Raw genomic sequence first — 21835 nt, forward strand, 5'->3', positions numbered from 1 at the left:
GACCGGCGTCGATCATTTGGCCCTTTAGCTGGGGAACTAACTGTGAGTAGCAGTGGGATAGATCACCGCGTGGCCTTGGTTGCAGGATCTTCCAGCATCCGGGACGCCATAAGGGGTCAAATCGGGCTCCCGACAGTCCCACTATGTGACCGGCGACTATTGCCTGGGTCACGGTCTGAATCGGGCATACTGGCGTAGTTACGCCCATATGACAGGCTGCCCTCTAATACCAGAATCGTGACCCGACCCGCAAGTACTCCCCTCGTAGACTGTTGCGAATCTGCAACCCGTGGGTTTGGTGCCGGGCCGAGCTTCGTCCTACCTTTGCCGGACGTTGCACTGCGTGACAACGGCTGGTCAGCCTGCCGTCGTGAGGTGCGACGTAGGAGATGAGGAGGCTCAATGCAGGTCCGTAGGCTCGCAGCCTGGGCTGCTCTCCCGCTTGCTGTCACTCTCGGCCTGTCGGCCTGTGGCAAGAGCGGTGGCAGCGACTCGGGTAGCGCCAACCCCAATGGTGTGGTTTCCATCGGCATCGCCGAACCGAAGCACCTGATCCCGTCCAACACCGCGGAGACCAGTGGCTCCCAGGTGCTGGCCGCGCTGTTCGCCCCCCTGGTCGACTTCGACGAGGCCAACAAGCCCTTCGAGGTGGCCGCGCAGGAGATCAGCACCACCGACAACAAGACCTGGACGATCAAGCTGAAGGACGGCTGGACGTTCCACAACGGCGAGCCGGTCACCGCCGACAGCTACATCAACGCCTGGAACTACGCGGCCTACGGCCCGAACGCCCAGGACAACAACTACTTCTTCGACAAGGTCGAGGGCTACAAGGACCTCAACCCTGCCGACGCGAACACCAAGCCGACGGCGACCGCCCTCACCGGTCTCAAGAAGGTCGACGACAAGACCTTCACGGTGACCCTGAACGCGCCGTTCAGCGAGTTCAAGGCCCTGCTGGGCTACACCGCGTTCTACCCCCTGCCGAACGCCGCGTTCGAGAGCGCGACCGCTTCGCCGCTGGTCCTGGCCAAGAGCTACGAGGACGCCCCCATCGGCAACGGCCCGTTCAAGATCAAGGGCTCGTGGCAGCACGACGCCCAGGTCGAGGTCGAGAAGTACGACGCCTTCGCCGGCACCAAGCCGACCATCGGCGGCGCGCTGTTCAAGATCTACCAGAACAGCGACGCCGAGTACGCCGACCTCCAGGCCAACAACCTGGACGTGGTGAAGCAGATCCCGACCGCCAGCCTGTCCACGGCCACCGGCGACCTGGGTGACCGCTACCAGACCAGCCCGGCGTCGACCCTGCAGGTGCTCGCCTTCCCGACCTTCGACAAGCGTTTCGAGAAGCCCGAGGTCCGTAAGGCGATCTCCATGGCGATCGACCGCGAGGAGATCGCGAACAAGGTCTTCCAGGGTTCGCAGAAGGCCGCCTACTCCTTCGTCTCCCCGGTCGTCGCGGGCTACCGCGACAAGACCTGTGGCGCGGCGTGCGAGTTCAACCCGACCGAGGCCAAGAAGCAGTACGAGGCCGCGGGCGGTCCGAAGTCGCTCAACATCACGTACAACACCGACGGCGGCCACCAGGAGTGGGTCGACGCGACCTGCAACCAGCTGAAGGCCAACCTGGGCGTGGAGTGCGTCGGCACCCCCGAGCCGAAGTTCGCCGACCTGCTCACCAAGGTCAAGGCGAAGAAGGACGTCGGCATGTTCCGCATGGGCTGGGTCATGGACTACCCGTCCATGGAGAACTACCTCGGCCCGCTGTACTCGACCGGTGGTTCCTCGAACTACTACGGCTACAGCAACCCCACCTTCGACAACCTGCTGAAGGAGGGCTCGGCCGCGGCGACGCAGGACGAGGCCATCAAGAAGTACCAGGAGGCCGAGGACATCCTCGCCAAGGACATGCCGGTGCTTCCGCTGCGCTTCGGCCAGAACGTCTTCGGTCACTCGACCAACGTCAAGGACGTTCACATCGACCTGTTCAACCGGGTCGACCTCAACAAGATCCAGATCGCCGGCTGAAGCCTGACGGTCGACTGACGGTGGTGGTGCCGGTCCTCTCGGGCCGGCACCACCATCGCGCCGAGACCCCCCGCCCCCGCGTCCTCCGACCCGGTTAGGCGCACCACCACCACGTCGACCGCAGCCCCGTGGTACGAAGAACACGGATATTTCGTGCTAAACGGGCTGCCCGGTGAGAGAAGAAATCGACGATGTTCCGCTATCTTGTGCGGCGCTTCCTCCAGATGATCATGGTGTTCATCGCGACCACGTTCATCGTGTACTCGCTGATGTACTGGACCGGAGGCGACCCCATCCAGGCCCTGGCCGGCGAGAAGCCCGTCAGCGACCTTCAGCGCGCCCAGCTGGTCGAGAAGTACGGCCTCGACCAGCCCTTCCTCCAGCGCTACTGGAACTACCTGAGCGACCTGCTGCAGTGGCCGCCGAACTTCGGCACGACGCTGACCGGCCGTTCGATCAACGACATCCTGTCCGACGCGTGGCCCGTGACGATGCAGCTGGCGACCATCGCCATCCTCTTCACGATCATCTTCGGGATCACCGCCGGTGTCATCGCCGGTATCCGCCGAGGCAGCATCTTCGACAACTCCACCCTCGTGCTGACGCTTCTGGTGATCGGCATCCCCTCGGTCGTGCTCGCGCCGCTGTCGCAGTACCTCTTCACCATCCAGTGGAAGATCTTCCCCACCACCGCGAGCGGCGTCGGGGGCTGGGAGCGCTGGTCCGACCCCAGCCTCTGGTTCGAGCTGCTGCTGCCGGGCATCGTGCTCGGCTCGCTGTCGGTCGCCACCGCGATGCGGCTGACCCGCGCCTCGGTCAGCGAGAACCTGCGCGCCGACTTCGTCCGCACCGCCCGCTCCAAGGGCATGCCCGGCCGCCGGGTCATCGGCATCCACGTGCTGCGCAACTCGCTGATCCCGATCGTCACCTTCCTCGGCGTCGAGCTGGGCAGCCTGATGGCCGGCGCCATCGTCACCGAGGGCGTCTTCAACGTCCCGGGCGTCGGCTACCAGCTGAACCGTGCGCTGAAGACCGAGGACACCCCGCTGGTCATCGGCATCGTCAGCGTGCTGGTGATCGTCTTCCTGGTGGCCAACCTGATCGTCGACCTGCTCTACGCGGTGCTCGACCCGCGGATCCGGTACGAGTAAGAGGTTTCTGACATGACCGACTTCGAGTCCGTGGCCGCGACCGAGTTGCACACGGCCACCCCCGGACCGGCCGGCGATCCGAACGCGCCCGGCCAGCCGCACACCCTTGAGGTGTCCAAGCCCCGCAGCGCCAGCGCGGACGCCTGGCGCGAACTGCGCCGCCGCCCGCTGTTCTGGATCGCGCTGGTGATCGTCGGGCTGGTCCTGCTGATCGCCGCCTTCCCGTCGCTGTTCACCTCGGCCGACCCGACCACCTGCTCGCTGAGCCACCGCATGGGCGACCCGTCCGGCGCGGCCATCTTCGGGTACGACGTGCAGGGCTGCGACGTGTTCGCCAAGTCCATCTACGGCACCAAGAACTCGCTGCTGGCCGGTGCGGGAGCGGCGCTGGTGGCCGGCATCCTCGGCATGGTGCTGGGCATCACCTCCGGCTACTTCGGCGGCTGGTGGGACGGCGTCGTCTCGCGCGTGATCGACATCGTGCTGGGCCTGCCCCTGCTGCTGGCCGGCATCGTGTTCATGAAGCGGGTCACCAACGCCGGCGGCGGCCAGACCGCCATCCTGCTCGCGCTGATCTCCATCCTCGGCCTGCTCGGCTGGACCACCGCGGCCCGCGTCATCCGGTCCTCGGTGATCACCGCCAAGCAGCAGGACTACGTGCACGCCGCCAAGATGCTGGGCGCGGGCAGCGGCCGCATCATGTGGCGGCACATCCTGCCGAACTCGCTGGCGCCGTTCATCGTGATCATCACGATGGCCCTGGGCTCGTTCATCGCCGCCGAGGCGACGCTGTCCTTCCTGGGCATCGGGCTGCGGCCGCCGAGCCAGTCCTGGGGCATCGACATCTCGACCGCGCGGGCCTACATGCGGGAGAACCCCATCCCGCTGATCGTGCCGTCGACGTTCCTGGCGCTGACCGTGCTCGCCTTCGTCATCCTGGGCGACACGATCCGCGAAGCCTTCGACCCGAAGCTGCGGTGACCCGACATGACTGACATCCACGTGACCTCCGGCGCGGCCGGCCCCACCGGCTCCGGCCGGCACCTGCTCGAGGTGAAGGACCTCTACGTCGAGTTCCACACCCGCGACGGCGTCGCCCGTGTGATCAACGGCGTGTCGTACCACCTGGACCCGGGCGAGACCCTGGCCGTGCTGGGCGAGTCGGGCTCCGGCAAGTCGGTGACCGCGCAGGCGATCATGGGCATCCTGGACATGCCGCCGGCGAAGATCCCGAGCGGGAAGATCCTCTACAAGGGCCAGGACCTGCTCACCATGTCGGAGGAGCAGCGCCGCCAGGTACGCGGCAAGGAGATCTCCATGATCTTCCAGGACGCGCTGTCGGCCCTGAACCCGGTCTTCCCGGTGGGCTGGCAGATCTCCGAGACGCTGCGCACCCGGGCCGGCCTGTCCCGCAAGGACGCGCTCAAGCGGGCCGTCGAGCTGATGGACCTGGTCAAGATCCCGGCCGCCAAGGCCCGGGTCAAGGACTACCCCCACCAGTTCTCCGGCGGTATGCGCCAGCGCGTCATGATCGCGATGTCGCTGGCCATGGAGCCCAAGGTGCTCATCGCCGACGAGCCGACCACCGCGCTCGACGTGACCGTGCAGGCCCAGATCATGGACCTGCTCGGCGACCTGCGCCGCGACATGAACATGGGCCTGATCCTGATCACGCACGACCTGGGCGTGGTCGCCGACGTCGCGGACCGCATCGCGGTCATGTACGCGGGCCGCATCGTCGAGCACGCGGACGTGCGCAGCGTCTACAAGCACCCGGCGCACCCGTACACCGAGGGCCTGCTCGACTCGATCCCGCGGCTGGACTCCAAGGGCACCGAGCTGGCGACCATCAAGGGCCTGCCGCCGAACCTGATGCGCCCGCCGACGGGCTGCGCGTTCCACCCGCGCTGCAAGTACGCCAAGGCGGTCTGCACCACCGAAACACCCCTCTCGCTGGACCTCGGCCACGGCCGGACCAGCGCGTGCCACTTCGCGAAGGAGATGCTCGATGGCACACTCCGCTGAGAACGTCGCGGGCGCCCGCCCGGCCGGCGAGCCGCTGCTGCGGGTCGAGAACCTGGTCAAGCACTTCCCGATCACCCAGGGCATCCTCTTCAAGAAGAAGGTCGGCGCGGTCAAGGCGGTCGACGGGGTCAGCTTCGAGCTGCACCGCGGCGAGACGCTGGGCATCGTGGGCGAGTCGGGCTGCGGCAAGTCGACGCTGGCCAAGCTGCTGATGCGGCTGGAGACGCCGACCGCGGGCCGGGCCATGCTCAAGGGCAAGGACATCTTCAAGGTGTCCGGCTCCGAGCTGCGCCGCATGCGCCGCAACATCCAGATGGTGATGCAGGACCCGTACACCTCGCTGAACCCGCGGATGACCGTCGGCGACATCATCGGCGAGCCGTACGAGATCCACACCGAGGTGGCGCCGAAGGGCGACCGCCAGCGCCGGGTGCAGGAGCTGCTGGAGCTCGTGGGTCTCAACCCCGAGCACATCAACCGCTACCCGCACCAGTTCTCCGGCGGACAGCGCCAGCGCATCGGCATCGCCCGCGCGCTCGCCCTCAAGCCCGAGATCATCGTCTGCGACGAGCCGGTGTCCGCGCTGGACGTGTCGATCCAGGCGCAGGTCATCAACCTGCTGGAGAAGCTGCAGGGCGAGCTGGACCTGTCCTACATCTTCATCGCGCACGACCTGTCCGTGGTGCGGCACATCTCCGACCGGGTCGGCGTGATGTACCTCGGCAAGATGGTCGAGGTCGGCACGGACGCGGAGATCTACGAGCGGCCGACGCACCCGTACACCCAGGCGCTGCTGTCGGCGGTGCCGGTGCCGGACCCGGACGCCCGTTCCCACCGCGACGTCATCCGGCTGACCGGCGACGTGCCGTCCCCGGCCAACCCGCCGTCGGGCTGCCGCTTCCGCACCCGCTGCTGGAAGGCCCAGGAGCGCTGCTCGGTGGAGGAGCCGCTGCTGATCCGCCGCGGCGTCGACCCGCACCCGAGCGCGTGCCACTTCGCCGAGCTGCGCCAGGTAGTCGGCTGACTCCCGCGCCGTAGGGCAAGGTCAGAAGGAAGGGCACCTTCTTAACGGACGTCCGTTAAGAAGGTGCCCTTCCTTCGTCTTCGTCAGTGGGCGAAGTGGCGGGAGCCGGTGAGGTAGAGGGTGATGCCGGCGGCCTTCGCCGCGGCGATGACCTCCTCGTCGCGGATCGAGCCGCCGGGCTGGACCACCGCGGTCACGCCCGCGTCCAGCAGCAGCTGCAGACCGTCGGCGAACGGGAAGTACGCGTCCGAGGCGGCCACCGAACCGGCGGCCCGGTCACCGGCCCGCGAGATCGCCAGGCGGCACGAGTCGACCCGGTTGACCTGGCCCATCCCGATGCCCACGCTGGCCCCGTCCTTGGCCAGCAGGATCGCGTTGGACTTGACGGCCCGGATCGCGCCCCAGGCGAACTCCAGGTCGCGCAGCAGCTCCTCGGAGGCCGGCTCGCCGGTCGCCAGCCGCCAGTTGGCCGCGTCGTCGCCGTCGGCCCCGAAGTCGTCGCGGGTCTGCACCAGCATGCCGCCGGACACCTGCCGCAGCTCGACCTTGTTCGGGCGGAACGCCGGGGCGAGCAGCACCCGCAGGTTCTTCTTCGCGGTCAGGATCTCCACGGCCTCCGGCGCGTACGCGGGGGCCACCACGACCTCGGTGAAGATCTCCGCGATCTGCCGGGCCAGCTCCGCGGTGACCTCGCTGTTGACCGCGATGATGCCGCCGTACGCCGACATCGGGTCGCACGCGTGCGCCTTGGCGTGGGCGTCGGCGATGGAGACCGACGAGATCGCGATGCCGCACGGGTTGGCATGCTTGATCACCGCGGCGGCGTGCACGCCCTCGAAGTCGTGCACGGTGCGCCAGGCGGCGTCGGCGTCGATGTAGTTGTTGTACGACATCTCCTTGCCGCCGAGCTGCTGCGCGCGGGCCAGGCCGGGCGCGGCGGCCGGGTCGATGTACAGCGCCGCCGCCTGGTGCGGGTTCTCCCCGTAGCGCAGCACGTTGCTGCGCCACAGGCCGAGACCGGCGTACTCCGGCCAGGCGAAGCCCTCCGCCTGCGGCGGGGCCAGCTCCTGGGCGCACCAGTTGGCCACCGCGACGTCGTAGTCGGCGATGTCGGCGAAGGCGCGGGCCGCCAGCGCGCGGCGCTCGCCCAGCGTGAAACCGCCGGTCTCCAGGGCCGCGGCGATCAGGTGGTAGTCGGCCGGCGAGGTGACCACCGCGACGTTGGCGTGGTTCTTGGCCGCCGCGCGCACCATGGCCGGGCCGCCGATGTCGATCTTCTCGATGCACTCGTCCGTGGACGCGCCCGAGGCCACCGTCTCGGTGAACGGGTACAGGTTCGACACCAGCAGGTCGAACGGCTCGATGTCCAGCTCGGTGAGCTGCGCGCGGTGCGTGTCCAGGCGCACGTCGGCCAGCAGGCCCGCGTGCACCCGCGGGTGCAGCGTCTTGACCCGCCCGTCCAGGGTCTCCGGGAAACCGGTCAGCTCCTCGACCCGGGTGACCGGCGAGCCGGTGGTCTCGATCTGCTGCGCCGTGCTGCCGGTCGACACGATCTCGACCCCGTTCCGCCGCAGCGTCGCGGCGAGGGCCTCCAGCCCGGTCTTGTCCCACACGCTGATCAGCGCGCGTCGAATGGGCTTGCGCTCATCGGTGGTCATGCCATCTCCTCGCTACGCTCGTCGCCGGCATGAGCTCCCGCACCGTGGCCGGGCGCGCCCATACCTTCTCCTCGCTGGTTCGAGGCCGGTCTGAGCCGCCGGCCCCGTGGTCTGCTCGTCGCGCCCGGTCGTCGCCGTCCCGGGCCGGGTTTTCACGGCGTGGAAGGGCGGTCCGTTCAGCCGACGATCACTTTCCTGCCATTGACGGTCCAGCCGTCGCGTGCCATGCGGCCGACGTACTCGACCAGCTGGCCACGCTCGGCGTCCTTGATGCGCTCGGAGAGGGTGTCCTCGGTGTCGTCGTCGAGCACCGGCACCGCGACCTGCGCGATGATCGGCCCGGTGTCCACGCCGCCGTCCACGAAGTGCAGCGTCGCCCCGGCGAGTTTCACGCCGTACTCGACGGCGTCGCGTGGGCCGTGCATGCCCGGGAAGGCGGGCAGCAGCGCGTTGTGGGTGTTGACGTAGCGTCCGCCGAACCGGTCCAGGAACGCCTTGCCCACCAGCTTGAGGAAGCCCGCGCCGATCACAAGGTCGGGGCGGTGCGCCGCGGTCAGCTCGGTGAACGTCTCGTCCCACTCCTGCCGGGTGGCGAAGTCGGGGACGCGGGCGACGAAGGTGGGCACTCCGGCGGCCTCGGCACGGGCCAGGCCCGCGATGCCGTGGCGGTCCGCGCCGACGCCGACGACGGCCGCCCCGTATGCGGGGTCGGCGCAGGCATCGAGCAGTGCTTGGAGATTGGTACCGGAACCGGAGACCAGGACGACGAGGCGAGCGGTCACCTCTGCACCCTATCGGGCAGCGCAGAAGCTGCTCGCGCCGGGTACGGCGGGCACTTACGGCGTTTTGCCCGACAAACGAGAAAATAAAGTAGATATTGGGCGAAGAACTGCATTCCAGAACGTGCCGACCGGCCCGGTCACCCGGGTGCCCGTCACCCCGCACGTGCTGCCGAACGCGAGGAGCCGATCTTGACGCAACCGCCGACACCACCGGAGCCGCCGGAGGAGCCGCCGTCGTGGCCGCCGCAGCCGCCGTCGCGCGAGGACCAGCCGCCCGCCCCGCCCTCGCCGGATGTGCCACCGCCGCCGAGCGAGCCGGTTCCCGCACCCCCCGAAGGCGCGACCTGGCAACCCGAGCCGGTCTCCCCGGCCGCCGAACCGGCGCATGAGCCGACCGCCGCCGAGCCGCCGTCCGCGCCTGAGTTCGCACCGCCGACCGCCCCCGAGCACCCCGCGCCGGAGTCCGGCTCGCCGGGCACCGTCGGTGGCGTCTGGCCGGAGCCGCCCAGCAGCCTGCCGGAGCCGCCGGCCAGCGTGGACAACCCGTTCAACCCGCCACCCGCGCCGGAGTTCGGGCCGCCGCCGACCGCCATGAGCGACCCGACCGCGCCGCCGCCGCCACCGACTCCCCCACCGCCGCCCTCGCCGCCGGGACCGCCGCCGCCGATGCCACCGGTGCCCCCGCCGCCGTCGATCGGCGCGAGCACGCCCACCCCGCCCGGCTGGCCCGAGCCCGCCGAGCAGCCGTACCCGGCTCCCGCGCCGCCCCCGCCACCGCCGGTGACCGGCTCGTACGGCACCGGCGGCGGCACGGTGTACGGCTCGGGCGGCACGCCGCTGCCGCCGGTCCCGCCGCCACCGCCGATCGGGGGACCGCCACCGCCACCGCCGCTGGGCCCCGCGCAGGGCACCGTGTACCAGAAGGCGGGCGGGCAGAACAATCTGTTCGGCTGGATCGCGCTGGCCTGCGGCATCATCGGCACCGGGTGCTGCTGCTGCCCGTGGCTCAACGGTGCGCCGTTCATCGGCGGCATTCCGGCGGTCATCCTCGGCGCGATGCACCTCAACAAGGTGAAGAAGGGCGCGGCCTCGATGTCGTGGCTCGGCTGGGTCGCCATCGCGCTGGGCGTCATCGCCATGATCGCCGCCATCTGCGGTATCGCCACCGGCTGGCAGGATCGGATCTACGACCAGTACCAGCAGTTCAACTGATCGAATCGTGCCGACTGGTGGGACAGCGGATATCAGCTGTCCCACCAGTCACGTCCGTCACAACTTGCTATTAGACTCCGCACGTTTGGCAACGGCTCACTCCGAGCCACCACCCCAACACCCCTGGAGTCTCCATGACCTACGGTTCCCAGCAGCCGCAGCCGCAGATCGACAACAACCTGACGATGTCGATCGTCTCGATCTTCCTGTTCTGGCCGCTGGCCATCCCGGCCATCATCAACGCCAACAAGGTCAACCCGCTGCTGCAGGCGGGCGACTACGCGGGCGCCCAGGCCGCGGCGGCCGAGTCCAAGAAGTGGTCGAAGCTCGCCCTGATCATCGGTGGCATCGGCTGGGCGCTCGGCTGCATCTGCTGCGCCCTGCAGGTGTTCGTGATCGGCGCCAACGGCGCCGCGGGCATGTGATCAGCGATCACTGCACGAGCTGACGGGCGGTCCGCACAGCGGGCCGCCCTTCGGTCTGTCGGAGACCGCGCAGCACCCAGAAGCCGGCTACGCCGAGCAGGCCGCCCAGCGCGACCACCAGCGTCGCCATCGCTCCGACCTGCCACACCACCGGACCGGTGCGGACCGGCCCGGACACCGGCAGCACCCCGCCGGAGGCGTATCCCGCGGCCGCCAGCAGCACCCCGGCGACCAGCCCCGCGATCAGCGCCGAACCGCACAGCCGCAGCCAGCGCGGCTCGGGCGTGAGCACGTCACCTCGCCGGTTCCGGCGCGGGCGCAGCCGCCGCCGCGCCATCAGCACCGCCGCGGCCACACCGCCGAGCAGCGGCAGCACCGTGAGCAGCCAGCCCAGGCCCCGTAGCGGGCCGGTCGGCACTCCGGCGAACACCGGCAGCTGCGTCAGCGGCAGGGTGCCCGCGGCGAACCCCGGGCCGAGCAGGTAGGACGCCGCCCAGACGGCGAAGTTCGGCCCGTACACCAGGCTCAGCAGGGTCAGGCCGGCCTGGCCGAGCACCCCGGTGTGGAAGCCTGCTAGGTCGTGGGTGGCCTGTGCGCCGTTCATGGCCACCGCGAGGCCCACCGCGCCCGCGCCGACGGCCAGCACCAGCAGCGCCGCCACCACCCCGGCGCGTACGCCGTCGCGCAGCACCACCGGCGTGTGCCGGGCCAGCCGGCGCAGCACCCCGCCGCTGCGCAGCACCCCGACCGCGCCCGCCGCCGCTCCCAGCACGAGGAAGTGCAGCCCGGCCCGCCACGGCGTCACGAACAGCCCCGGGCCGTCGGCCAGCACCGCGGCGAGCAGGCCGAAGCAGCCGTACGCCCCGGCGACGGCCGCCGTGCCGAGCACCGCGTGCCGGATCGAACCGCTGCCCTGGGCGCCCATGGCCCGGGTGGTGTGCACCCCGGCCCGGTTGACCCGCCACAGCGCGAACGCGGTGAGCGCCAGCGGCGCCAGCTCCATGACGCCCAGCCGGCCGTCGATCCCGACGGTGATCGGCACGCCGTGCCCGAGCAGCCAGCCGGCCAGCATCAGCCGCACCGACAGTCCCCAGTCGACAGCCCCCTCGGCGAAGCGCACCGCGACTGTCAGCAGCAGCAGCGGCCCGAGCACCAGCAGCGCCGCCCAGCCCGTGTTGACCAGCGCGGCCACCGGCAGCGGCGCGCCCCGCGGGCGCAGCATGCCGGCCGGCCGGCCGCGCGGCAGCAGCACGGTCTCCCGGGTGGAGATCTCGTCGTCGAGCGGCTCCCGCGGCAGGGGCCGGTCCAAGTCGATCTTGACGGTCTCGCGCGCCGCCAGGTGCGCCAGATCGATCTTGACGGTGTCCCGAGTGGCCAGGTACACGTCGTCGTCGAACCCGGCGGCGTCCGGATCGGCCTCGGCGACCCTCGGATCCTCATGGGCATCGCGCCGGGCGCTCGCACCGGCATCCTGATCCACACCCGCGTCCAAGACGTCGGCACCGCCCACGGGCGCGCCCGCGTCCCCATCCTGCCTGGACGGCTGGGTGTCGGCAGCGCGCCCGAGCGGGGCGGCGGCCGCATCCTGCCCGGACAGGCGAGCGTCGGCGGCACGCTCCGACGGGCCGGGATCGGCCTCGCGCCCGGTGTCCGCTCCGCTCCCCTCCGGCGTGTCGCCACGCGAACCGTCCGGTTCGGCAACCTCGCGTTCGGACGGGGCCGGGCCGGGCACACGGATGTCGGCCGGGCGCGATCCGCCGGAAGCCGGCCGCGCGTAAGCGTCCGATCCCTCGCCGGGCGCAGCGCGCCGCAGCTCAGGCTGCACGCCGAGGGTGTCACCTTGCTCCGTCATCAGGCGCTACCTAACCACAAACGAGCCGGGTTGACTACGAACCCTACCCCGTGGCCATTTCGACCCGATATGCGAGTTAGGAGGGTTACGCTGCGAACAAGGTCGTTCATCGAGGAGGCTTGCCGTGACCTACACACCGCCGCCGCCGTCAGTGCCGCCGCCGCCACCGCCGCCACCGGTTCCGCCACCGCCGCCGGGACCGCCGCCGTACGGATCCGGCATGCCGCCCAAGGGCGGCGGCGACAAGGTGACGCTGTACGGCGTGCTCGGCATCGTGCTGGGCCTCTGCTGCTGCGGCATCATCGGCCTGATCCTGGGCTGGCTGTCGGTTCAGGAGGCGAAGAAGGTCGGCAAGAAGCCGACGCTGGGTTACATCGCGATGGCCATCGGCGTCATCGGCATCATCTGGAACATCATCTACGGCATCCGCTACGCCAGCGGCGGGATGAAGTTCAACTGACCTAGTCGGGATAGGGGAAACCCATGACGAACGACCCGCTGCCGCCGTACGAGCCGCCACCGGTGACTCCTCCACCGGCACCGCCGCCGCTCAACCCGCCGCCACCGCCGCCACCACCGCCTCCGCCGTACGGCGTGCCGCCCGCACCGGGCAGCGGCGGCGGCAAGGACATGCCGTTGATCTACGGCATCATCGGCATCGTCACCGCCGTGTTCTGCTGCGCCCCGCTGGGCATCCTGTTCGGCTGGCTGTCCATGAAGGAGGCCCGGGAGCGCGGCACCGACCAGACGCTGGGCAAGGTCGCCTTCTGGCTGGGCATCGCGTTCACCGCGGTGCAGGTGATCAGTGCGATCCTGCTCTGCGTGGCCGGCGCGTTCAGCGGAAGCATGTCCGTCAACAACCGCGGCTACTGACCGGAAAAGAGCGGTGGGCGCCCTCCCCGATCGGGAGGACGCCCACCTTTGTGCCTGCGTACGGCGTCAGCGGCCGGACATGACCTCGCGCATCAGCCGCGCGGTCTCCGACGGCGTCTTGCCGACCTTGACCCCGGCCGCCTCCAGCGCTGCCTTCTTCGCGTCGGCGGTGCCGGACGAGCCCGAGATGATCGCGCCCGCGTGGCCCATGGTCTTGCCGGGCGGGGCGGTGAAGCCCGCGATGTAACCGACGACCGGCTTGGTCACGTGGTTCTTGATGAACTCGGCCGCGCGCTCCTCGGCGTCGCCGCCGATCTCACCGATCATGACGATGGCCTCGGTCTCCGGGTCGTCCTGGAAGGCCGCGAGCGCGTCGATGTGGGTGGTGCCGATGATCGGGTCGCCGCCGATGCCCACGGCGGTCGAGAAGCCGATGTCCCGCAGCTCGTACATGAGCTGGTAGGTCAGCGTGCCGGACTTCGACACCAGGCCGATGCGGCCGGAGCCGGAGATGTCGGCCGGGATGATGCCGGCGTTGCTCGCGCCCGGGGACGCGACGCCGGGGCAGTTCGGCCCGATGATCCGGGTCTTGTTGCCGGTCTCGACGGCGTGCGCCCAGAAGGCGGCGGTGTCGTGCACCGGCACACCCTCGGTGATCACGACGGCCAGGCCGATGCCCGCGTCGATCGCCTCGACGACGGCGTCCTTGGTGTACGCCGGCGGCACGAAGATGACCGTGACGTCCGCGCCGGTCTCCTTCATCGCGTCGGCGACCGACCCGAACACCGGCACCGCGGTGCCGTCGAAGTCGACCGAGGTGCCCGCCTTGCGCGGGTTCACGCCGCCCACGATCTGGGTGCCCGCGGCCAGCATGCGCCGGGTGTGCTTGGAGCCTTCGGAGCCGGTCATGCCCTGGACGATGACCTTGGAGTCCTTGGTGAGCCAGATAGCCATGTCAGATTCACTTCCCCGCTGCGGCGAGCTCGGCGGCACGCTTGGCGGCGCCGTCCATGGTGTCCACCCGCTCGACGAGCGGGTTGTTCGCGCTGTCGAGGATCGCGCGACCGGCCTCGGCGTTGTTGCCGTCGAGGCGTACGACCAGCGGCTTGGTCACCGTCTCGCCGCGGCTGTCCAGCATGGCCAGCGCCTGCACGATGCCGTTGGCGACCGCGTCGCACGCGGTGATGCCGCCGAAGACGTTGACGAACACGCTCTTCACGGCCGGGTCCGACAGCACGATCTCCAGACCGTTCGCCATCACCTCGGCCGACGCGCCGCCGCCGATGTCGAGGAAGTTCGCGGGCTTGACCCCGCCGAACTGCTCACCGGCGTACGCGACCACGTCGAGCGTGGACATGACCAGGCCCGCGCCGTTGCCGATGATGCCGACCTCGCCGTCGAGCTTGACGTAGTTGAGGTCCTTGGCCTTGGCGGCCTGCTCCAGCGGGTCGACCGCGGCCTTGTCCTCCAGCGCCTCGTGGTCGGCGTGGCGGAAGCCGGCGTTCTCGTCCAGCGTCACCTTCGCGTCCAGGCACAGCACCTTGCCGGAGCTGATCTTCGCGAGCGGGTTGACCTCGACCAGGGTCGCGTCCTCGGCCCGGAAGGTCTGCCACAGCTTGATGGCGATGTCCACGACCTGGTCGGCGACCTCGGCCGGGAAGTGGCCGGCGGCGACGATCTCGCGGGCCAGCGCCTCGTCGACGCCGCGGTTGGCGTCGATCGCGATCTTCGCGACCTTCTCCGGCTGCTCCTCGGCGACGGTCTCGATCTCCATGCCGCCGGCGACGCTGGCGATGCACAGGAAGGTGCGGTTCGCCCGGTCCAGCAGGTAGGAGAAGTAGTACTCCTCGACGATGTCGGCGGTCTCGGCCAGCATCACCTTGTGGACCGTGTGGCCCTTGATGTCCATGCCGAGGATGTCGTTCGCGCGGTCGTACGCCTCGGTCGCGTCGGCGGCGAGCTTGACGCCACCGGCCTTGCCGCGGCCGCCGACCTTCACCTGCGCCTTGACGACGACCCGGCCGCCCAGTCGCTCGGCGATCGCGCGGGCCTCCTCCGGGGTCTCGGCGACGCCACCGGCGAGCACGGGCAGGCCGTGCTTTTCGAAGACATCGCGCCCCTGGTACTCGTACAGGTCCACCGATACCTCTTCGTGTGTCCAGCCCATGGCGTCGCGGGCTGGACGCCCGCTGCGACGCGTAGGGACCATTGCCCATCCTCCGCTGGCTGGGCCTTCCGCGCAGCCTAACGGTCGGTCAGCGCAACGTATCGGCACGACCGCCCGGTGTGCCCAACTGCACACCACGTCCACGGTCGGAGCGGGCGGCCGGTTGGCCGCCCGGCCCGTCCCCGGTCCGTGCTCAGACGGACGTCTCGACCGGCACCCGCCCGGCGGCCTGGTAGCGCAGCGCGGCCAGCAGGTCGGCGGGGGTGCCCGGAGCCGCGGCGATAGGCACGTGGATGTTGGTCTCCAGCTTCTTCATGCGCCGCTTCTGCGCGACGGCGACACCCGCCCGGCTGCCCGCGTCGCCCTGCTTGACGAGGTTGAACTGGGGTTCGATGCGGGAGTCGCGGGGCTTCACGCACAGCTGCGGGCCGTGCCAGTGCCGCACGTACACCGACTCGATGTCCGCCCACGGCAGGTGCAGCACCCGGGCCTTGTCGAGGAAGGGCCGCACGTACACCCCTTCGGCGTCGGCGGCGAGCTGCACCGGGCGCAGCTGGCGCACGACGGAGATCGGCAGCCAGACCAGCAGGCCCAGCACGAGCACCAGCACGGCGCCGCCGAGCAGGCCGCTGTTCATGTCGCCGTACCTGGCGTTGTGCACCGTCTCCGCCGAGTGCAGCAGCAGGTAGACCCCGGCGGGCACCAGGAAGAGGGTGAGCAGCGCCAGCACCGTCAGCTCGCCGCGGCGGTGGGCCAGCAGGTGCCGCCCGGCGCCGGACAGCTGGACCGTGACCGGCAGGCCGGCCGGGATGAGCGGCCGGATGGTCGGCACGGGGGCGGGGGTGCCCGCCGGGGTCTGAGGGCTGGTCATGGCGCGTGAACCTAGCAGTCCGTCACTCTTTTCGGTGACCCCGCGATTGCCCGTAACCCCGGGCTCGGGCCGTCGTTGAGTCTGATGTCAGAGCGCTGAGGTCGGAACGGCCGAGGCAGGATGACACAAACGGCCGATGCCCTGTCGGTCGAGGGGTGGCGGCGGGGCATCGTGCATAGAGGAGCCGGACGTGTGAGGGGTGCGTCCGGCTCCTCCCTTTTTGCGTATCCGCAACGCACGCACCCCCGAGCCGTTCCGGCGCGGGGGTGCGGATGTCTTCAGGGGTGGACGGTCAGGCGGGCTGCGCGGTCGCCACGTTGGCCCGCACCCAGTCCACGATCGCGTGCGTGGTCGCCCCGGGCGTGAACACCTTGGCCACGCCGAGCCGCTCCAGCTCCGGGATGTCCGCGTCGGGGATGATGCCGCCGCCGAACACCACCATGTCGCCGGCGCCGCGCTCGCGCAGCAGCTCGACCACCCGGGGGAAGAGCGTCATGTGCGCCCCGGACAGCACGGACAGGCCGACCGCGTCGGCGTCCTCCTGGATCGCGGTCTCCACGATCTGCTCCGCCGTCTGGTGCAGGCCGGTGTAGATGACCTCCATGCCGGCGTCGCGCAGGGCTCTGGCCACCACCTTCGCGCCGCGGTCGTGCCCGTCGAGCCCAGGCTTGGCGACGACCACGCGAATACGAGTGCCCATCAGTGCTCACCTCTCCGCCGTACTGACCTTAACGAACGGTAACCCACCCGCCGGCGGTCACTGCCAGCGGTCCAGTGGTCTCAGTCCGCGATACCTATATATACGCGCCGCCCCGAGGCCCATTACGCAGCGTGTGTATCGCATATCAGGACAATTAACGTCGCTATCGGGCATTCCGGGCCGGACAGTCGCACTCATAGCGAAGCGATGACGGACAGGAGCTTGTGCCTACCCCTACGGGTTGGTTAAGTTGTGCCGCAGTGCCAACCAGAAGTGCCAACCAGAAGTGCCATCCAAAAATGGGTGACAGAGCGTCGGAGTCCGCGGCGCCACCGATGACGGAGGCTGTACGTGCAATACAGGCCAACACTGTTACGGGAGGGTGACCGCTACCGCGGCCGCCGACGGGCTCCCGCCCCGCCCCGGAGCAGATACCTCGCCGTAGTCACGACCGCTTTCGTAGGTGCCGGGGTTGTCGCTTTCGGTGCCGGAGCCGGCATCAAGGACGCGAAGACCGACGCTCTCGTCGGCGAGACGTCCGCCTCCGAACTCAGCAGCGCCCGCCTCGAGGCCGCCGAGCGCGCGGGCCGCGGCGAGGACCGCTCGCTGTCCACCTCGATCGCCCAGTCCCCGAACGCGTGGGTCCTGCCGAACCACGACTACCGCCTGACCTCCCTGTTCGGTCAGCGCTGGGGCAAGGCGCACAAGGGCGTCGACATCGCGGTCCCCGAGGGCACCCCGGTCGCCGCGATGCACGAGGGCATCATCGTGCTGGCCTCGTACAACGGCGGCTACGGCAACCAGGTGATCATCGACCACGGCAACGGCATCAAGACCACCTACGGGCACAACAGCCGCCTGATGGTCAAGGAAGGCCAGCGGGTCAAGGCGGGCGACATCATCGCCATCTCCGGCAGCACCGGCCACTCCACCGGCCCGCACGTGCATCTCGAGATCCACGTCAACGACGTGGCCGTGAACCCCCTCCCGTGGTTCAAGGCACACGGCGTCGACCTCGAATTGGAGATCGAACAGGCCTACGACGGCGGGTGAGCCGACTTTTCGTCCGCAGAGCCGCCCGGGATCGCCAGATCCGGGCGGCTTTGTCGTATTCAGACACGACAGGCGGTGGCCCCGGTCACCCGAATCCGGTGGCACACGTCACTCGACCCTGACGGGACTCAGGGTAGGTGCGGGTACGTAAAAGGTACATAACTCCCGAGTGCTACCTGCCCGGGTGTCCGTTCCGGGATTCGGGCGGGCTGGCCATACCTGGTTTGACCAGGCAACATGGCTCGAGCCCGTGTCAACGAAGACCCGGAGGTTCCCACCTCATGCAAGGCAGCAGCACCGAACTCCTGAAGGCAGCCCGCGCTCAGTACGACGTGGCCCGAGACAAGATCCGAAGCGGCCTCCGCGGCCGCTCGCGTCACGTCGTAGCCATCGCGGCACTGGCCGGCATCGCGTCGGTAGGCCTGGTCGCCGCCAACATCGACAACGGACCCACCGAGGTCACCCCCGTGGCGGCGACGTCCACGGTCGGCCGCGAGGCGGCCGCCGATCGCGCCGACCGCGCCGCGCGCGCCACCGCCAAGACCCAGCTCGCGGCACCCAAGGCGGCGCCGAAGGCCGCGCCCAAGGCGATCGCCCCCAAGGCGGTCCAGCCCGCGCAGGCCAAGGCGAAGGCCGGCACCTCCGTGCCCAAGGCCGCGCCGAAGGCCGCCGCGCCGGTCAAGGCCCGTCCCGTCTGGGGCAGCCCCATGCCGGGCGCCCAGGTCACCTCCTGCTTCGGTCAGCGCTGGGGCGTCCTGCACGCCGGCGTCGACCTCGCCGAGCCCGCCGGCACCCCGATCCGCGCGGTCGGCCCCGGCACCGTGTTCAGCAACGGCTGGGCCTACAGCGGCTACGGCATCTCGGTGGTCATCGACCACGGCGACGGCTATTTCACCCACTACGCCCACATGAGCCGCGACGCGGTGCAGATCGGCCAGAAGGTGAAGGCCGGCGACCTGCTCGGCTACGAGGGCTCCACCGGCGACTCCACCGGCCCCCACCTGCACTTTGAGGTGCACAAGGGCATGTGGAACCAGATCGAGCCGAGCGCGTGGCTGAAGGCCCGCGGCGTGCCGGTCAACTGCTGAGCTCGACCCACCCATCCCGGACACCGGTGCGCGCCCACGCGCGCACCGGGGTCCCCCCCCAGCGAGAACCCCTTCCCCCCGAAGACGTGTGGCCCGGATCGCGAGATCTGGGCCACACGCGTCTGACGAAGGATGCGGTGATCGCTCGTTTCGGTCCGGCCTTGATAGACGCTGGCCTATCACATCGAGTTCGATCAGGGTCACCGTCGATGTGATAGGCCAGCGTCTATGGCGAGCCGGAGGCGGGCCGTGGAGCGGGTCGCGGGGGCGGGCCGTGGGGGTGCCCTCGCCGAGACCGTTGGAGGCAGTGCCCGGCCGGGTCGGCGAGGGTCAGATCTTCTCGATCGGGGCGTGGCGCAGGACCAGCCAGAGGACCTGGTCGCCGAAGTCGACCTGGACCTGGGCGCGGGCTCCGGCGCCCTGCACGGCGAGCACCCGGCCCAGCCCGTAGCGCTGATGGTTGACCCGGTCGCCGGCCGACAGCGACGGCGCGGCGGCCAGGTCGCTGGCGGTGGCCAGCTTGCTCGGGTCGATGCCGATCTTGCTGGCGAGCGCCGCCGCGCGGGCGGTGCCGCCGACGAAACCGCCGCTGCCCCGCTCCTGGGCCCGCTCGCGGCCGCCGATACCGCCGCCGCGCGAACCCCAGGAGGTGTACGCCCCCTCGGTGCGGTGCCAGTCGAGCAGCTCCGGCGGCAGCTCCTCCAGGAAGCGCGACGCCGGGTTGTACTGCGGCTGCCCCCACGCCGAGCGGGTGACCGCCCGGGACAGGTAGAGCCGGCGGCGGGCGCGGGTAATGCCGACGTAGGCCAGCCGCCGCTCCTCCTCCAGCTCCTTGACCTCGCCCAGCGAGCGCAGGTGCGGGAAGACCCCGTCCTCCAGGCCGGTGAGGAAGACCACCGGGAACTCCAGGCCCTTGGCGGTGTGCAGGGTCATCAGCGTGACCACGCCCTGGTGCTCCGGGTCGTCGGAGGGCACCTGGTCGGCGTCGGCCACCAGCGCGACCTGCTCCAGGAAACCGGCCAGGGTCGGCGTCTCGTCGGCCGCCGCGGTGCGCTCGGCGTACTCCCGGGCCACGCTGACGAGTTCCTGGAGGTTCTCCACCCGGCCCTCGTCCTGCGGGTCGAGGCTCGCCTCCAGCTCCGACAGCAGGCCGGACTCGGTGAGCAGCAGCTCCAGCACCTGCTCCGGCGGCGCGGTGCGGGCCAGCTCGCGGGCGGCGTCCATCATCGTGAGGAACTCGCCGATCGAGTTGACCGCGCGGGTCGAGATGCCCGGCGCGTCCGCGGCCCGCCGCAGCGCCGCTCCGAAGGAGACGCGGTCGCGGGCGGCCAGCGCCTCCACCACGGCCTCGGCACGGTCGCCGAGCCCGCGCTTGGGCGTGTTGATGATCCGGCGCATGCTGACCGTGTCGTCCTCGTTGGACACCGCGCGCAGGTAGGCCAGCGCGTCGCGGACCTCCTTGCGCTCGTAGAAGCGCACCCCGCCGACGACCTTGTAGGGCAGGCCGAGCCGGATGAAGATGTCCTCGAAGACCCGGGACTGCGCGTTGGTGCGGTAGAACACCGCGACGTCGCCCGGCCGCGCCGACTCGGCGTCGGTGAGCCGGTCGATCTCGCGCGCCACCCAGTCGGCCTCGGCGTGCTCGTTGTCGGCGACGTACCCGACGATCTGCTCGCCCGCGCCCTGGTCGCTCCACAGGCGCTTGGGCTTGCGGTCGCTGTTGCGGTCGATCACGGAGTTGGCGGCGGACAGGATCGTCTGCGTCGAGCGGTAGTTCTGCTCCAGCAGGATGGTGCGCGCCTGCGGGTAGTCCCGCTCGAACTCCAGGATGTTGCGGATCGTCGCGCCGCGGAACGCGTAGATCGACTGGTCCGCGTCACCCACCACGCACAGCTCGCCGGTGTCCCCGACCAGCTCCTTGACCAGCACGTACTGCGCGTGGTTGGTGTCCTGGTACTCATCGACCAGGACGTGCCGGAAGCGCCGCCGGTATTTCTCGGTCACCTCGGGCTTGGCCTGCAGCAGGTGCACGGTGCGCATGATGATGTCGTCGAAGTCGAGCGCCTGAGCCTGCTGCAGCCGCTGCTGATAGAGCGTGTACGCCTCGGCGAGCACCCGCTCGGCGGGGCCGTGCGGCGTGAACGCCTCGGGGTCGACCAGCTCGTTCTTCAGGTTCGACACCTGCGCGGCGAGGCTGCGCGGCGGGTAGCGTTTGGGGTCGAGGTCCAGCTCGCGCGCGACCAGCTGCATCAGCCGGCGCGAGTCGTCCGCGTCGTAGATCGAGAAGGACGACTTGAGGCCGGCGTGCTCGTGCTCCGCGCGCAGGATGCGCAGGCAGGCCGAGTGGAACGTGGACACCCACATCATCCGGGCCCGGTTGCCGACCTGCGCGGCGACCCGTTCGCGCAGCTCGCCCGCGGCCTTGTTGGTGAACGTGATGGCCAGGATCTCGCCGGGGTGCACGCCCCGGGCGGCCAGCAGGTAGGCGATGCGCTGGGTGAGCACCCGGGTCTTGCCGGAGCCGGCGCCGGCGACGATCAGCAGCGGGGTGCCCTCGTGGGTGACGGCCGCCCGCTGGGGCTCGTTGAGGCCCTCCAGGAGCGCCGCTATGCGGGGGCCGGACTCGGTGGGGGCGCGGTCGCCCTGGGACGGCCAAGAGCCGCCAGAGGCCTTCTCGGCGGGCGGTTTCGCGGTGGCGGGCCTCCCCCCGGGCGTCGTCTCGGACGGCGTCATCTCGGGGAGATCGAAGAGCGCATGCATCGTCTGGAGAGTCTATGCGCCCCCACCGACATCGACCCAGCCCGCCACCGATGAGCGTGAAACCGGCCCGTAGCGAGACGGTCGTGCAGGTGTCACCGATGGGCTGTGGCGCGGCGGAAACGCATACGCAAGGATGCCTTCATAAATCATCGCGCACCCCCGC

General features: G+C 70.2%; 19 protein-coding genes. 11 read left to right on the forward strand and 8 right to left on the reverse strand.

Annotation, left to right across the window (positions count from 1 at the left end; all coding sequences use genetic code 11):
- Positions 1 to 402: 402 nt before the first annotated feature.
- The 5 genes from Cco03nite_RS34125 (at position 403) to Cco03nite_RS34145 (ending at position 6231) form a co-directional block, all read left to right on the forward strand.
- Complete coding sequence (locus Cco03nite_RS34125) at positions 403 to 2031, forward strand: peptide ABC transporter substrate-binding protein (protein ID WP_203697966.1); 1629 nt, start codon at positions 403 to 405, stop codon at positions 2029 to 2031.
- 191 nt (positions 2032 to 2222) lie between these two features.
- Positions 2223 to 3182: an ABC transporter permease gene (locus Cco03nite_RS34130; RefSeq protein WP_203697967.1), complete on the forward strand. Its 960-nt coding sequence runs from the start codon at positions 2223 to 2225 to the stop codon at positions 3180 to 3182.
- A 12-nt stretch (positions 3183 to 3194) separates the two neighbouring features.
- Complete coding sequence (locus Cco03nite_RS34135) at positions 3195 to 4163, forward strand: ABC transporter permease (protein ID WP_203697969.1); 969 nt, start codon at positions 3195 to 3197, stop codon at positions 4161 to 4163.
- A gap of 6 nt (positions 4164 to 4169) precedes the next feature.
- On the forward strand, positions 4170 to 5207 hold the full coding sequence (locus Cco03nite_RS34140) for an ABC transporter ATP-binding protein (RefSeq protein WP_203697971.1): 1038 nt from the start codon (positions 4170 to 4172) through the stop codon (positions 5205 to 5207).
- On the forward strand, positions 5191 to 6231 hold the full coding sequence (locus Cco03nite_RS34145) for an ABC transporter ATP-binding protein (RefSeq protein WP_203697973.1): 1041 nt from the start codon (positions 5191 to 5193) through the stop codon (positions 6229 to 6231). Before Cco03nite_RS34140 ends, Cco03nite_RS34145 begins: the two co-directional genes overlap by 17 nt.
- Positions 6232 to 6314: 83 nt before the next feature.
- Here Cco03nite_RS34145 and purH read toward each other — a convergent pair whose 3' ends face one another.
- Together purH and purN are read right to left on the reverse strand one after the other, a co-directional pair.
- Positions 6315 to 7889 (reverse strand): bifunctional phosphoribosylaminoimidazolecarboxamide formyltransferase/IMP cyclohydrolase, encoded by a 1575-nt coding sequence (gene purH, locus Cco03nite_RS34150; RefSeq protein WP_203697974.1) that lies wholly within the window; start codon positions 7887 to 7889, stop codon positions 6315 to 6317.
- 176 nt (positions 7890 to 8065) lie between these two features.
- Positions 8066 to 8671 carry a phosphoribosylglycinamide formyltransferase gene (purN, locus tag Cco03nite_RS34155; protein ID WP_203697980.1) on the reverse strand — a complete coding sequence of 202 codons (606 nt, stop codon included), beginning with the start codon at positions 8669 to 8671 and terminating at the stop codon, positions 8066 to 8068.
- A 189-nt stretch (positions 8672 to 8860) separates the two neighbouring features.
- Between purN and Cco03nite_RS43000 the strand changes: the two genes are divergently transcribed.
- A complete protein-coding gene (locus Cco03nite_RS43000) occupies positions 8861 to 9883 on the forward strand; it encodes a DUF4190 domain-containing protein (RefSeq protein ID WP_203697982.1) in 1023 nt (340 codons plus the stop codon).
- Between the two features lie 134 nt (positions 9884 to 10017).
- Positions 10018 to 10308 (forward strand): CD225/dispanin family protein, encoded by a 291-nt coding sequence (locus Cco03nite_RS34165; RefSeq protein WP_203697984.1) that lies wholly within the window; start codon positions 10018 to 10020, stop codon positions 10306 to 10308.
- 7 nt (positions 10309 to 10315) lie between these two features.
- Here the strand turns inward: Cco03nite_RS34165 and Cco03nite_RS34170 are convergent, their stop codons facing one another.
- Positions 10316 to 12160 carry a cell division protein PerM gene (locus tag Cco03nite_RS34170; RefSeq protein WP_203697986.1) on the reverse strand — a complete coding sequence of 615 codons (1845 nt, stop codon included), beginning with the start codon at positions 12158 to 12160 and terminating at the stop codon, positions 10316 to 10318.
- Positions 12161 to 12380: 220 nt separating this feature from the next.
- Here Cco03nite_RS34170 and Cco03nite_RS34175 point away from each other — a divergent pair, with 220 nt between their 5' ends.
- Both Cco03nite_RS34175 and Cco03nite_RS34180 read left to right on the forward strand, forming a co-directional pair.
- The gene (locus Cco03nite_RS34175; protein ID WP_203697988.1) at positions 12381 to 12620 is read left to right on the forward strand and encodes a hypothetical protein; all 240 of its coding nucleotides are present in this window, start codon (positions 12381 to 12383) and stop codon (positions 12618 to 12620) included.
- Between the two features lie 23 nt (positions 12621 to 12643).
- Positions 12644 to 13033, forward strand: coding sequence for a hypothetical protein (locus Cco03nite_RS34180; RefSeq protein ID WP_203697990.1), 390 nt, complete (start codon positions 12644 to 12646; stop codon positions 13031 to 13033).
- Positions 13034 to 13099: 66 nt separating this feature from the next.
- Here the strand turns inward: Cco03nite_RS34180 and sucD are convergent, their stop codons facing one another.
- From sucD to icmB, 4 genes are all read right to left on the reverse strand, one after another.
- Positions 13100 to 13987, reverse strand: a complete 888-nt coding sequence (gene sucD / locus Cco03nite_RS34185) for a succinate--CoA ligase subunit alpha (protein WP_203697991.1) — start codon at positions 13985 to 13987, stop codon at positions 13100 to 13102.
- Positions 13988 to 13994: 7 nt separating this feature from the next.
- Positions 13995 to 15173, reverse strand: coding sequence for an ADP-forming succinate--CoA ligase subunit beta (gene sucC / locus Cco03nite_RS34190; RefSeq protein ID WP_203698001.1), 1179 nt, complete (start codon positions 15171 to 15173; stop codon positions 13995 to 13997).
- A gap of 220 nt (positions 15174 to 15393) precedes the next feature.
- Entirely contained in the window at positions 15394 to 16071 is a 678-nt protein-coding gene (locus Cco03nite_RS34195; RefSeq protein ID WP_203697992.1) for a hypothetical protein, read from the reverse strand.
- Positions 16072 to 16363: 292 nt separating this feature from the next.
- The gene (icmB, locus tag Cco03nite_RS34200) at positions 16364 to 16771 is read right to left on the reverse strand and encodes a coenzyme B12-dependent isobutyryl CoA mutase small subunit (protein ID WP_120317046.1); all 408 of its coding nucleotides are present in this window, start codon (positions 16769 to 16771) and stop codon (positions 16364 to 16366) included.
- A gap of 351 nt (positions 16772 to 17122) precedes the next feature.
- On the opposite strand from icmB, the gene Cco03nite_RS34205 reads away from it, so the two are divergent.
- The gene (locus tag Cco03nite_RS34205; RefSeq protein WP_239167893.1) at positions 17123 to 17824 is read left to right on the forward strand and encodes a M23 family metallopeptidase; all 702 of its coding nucleotides are present in this window, start codon (positions 17123 to 17125) and stop codon (positions 17822 to 17824) included.
- Positions 17825 to 18105: 281 nt separating this feature from the next.
- Complete coding sequence (locus Cco03nite_RS34210) at positions 18106 to 18912, forward strand: M23 family metallopeptidase (protein WP_203697993.1); 807 nt, start codon at positions 18106 to 18108, stop codon at positions 18910 to 18912.
- 330 nt (positions 18913 to 19242) lie between these two features.
- Here the strand turns inward: Cco03nite_RS34210 and pcrA are convergent, their stop codons facing one another.
- Positions 19243 to 21672, reverse strand: coding sequence for a DNA helicase PcrA (gene pcrA, locus Cco03nite_RS34215; RefSeq protein WP_239167894.1), 2430 nt, complete (start codon positions 21670 to 21672; stop codon positions 19243 to 19245).
- Between the last annotated feature and the right edge of the window lie 163 nt (positions 21673 to 21835).

The organism is Catellatospora coxensis (genome assembly GCF_016862635.1).
Lineage (GTDB): Bacteria > Actinomycetota > Actinomycetes > Mycobacteriales > Micromonosporaceae > Catellatospora > Catellatospora coxensis.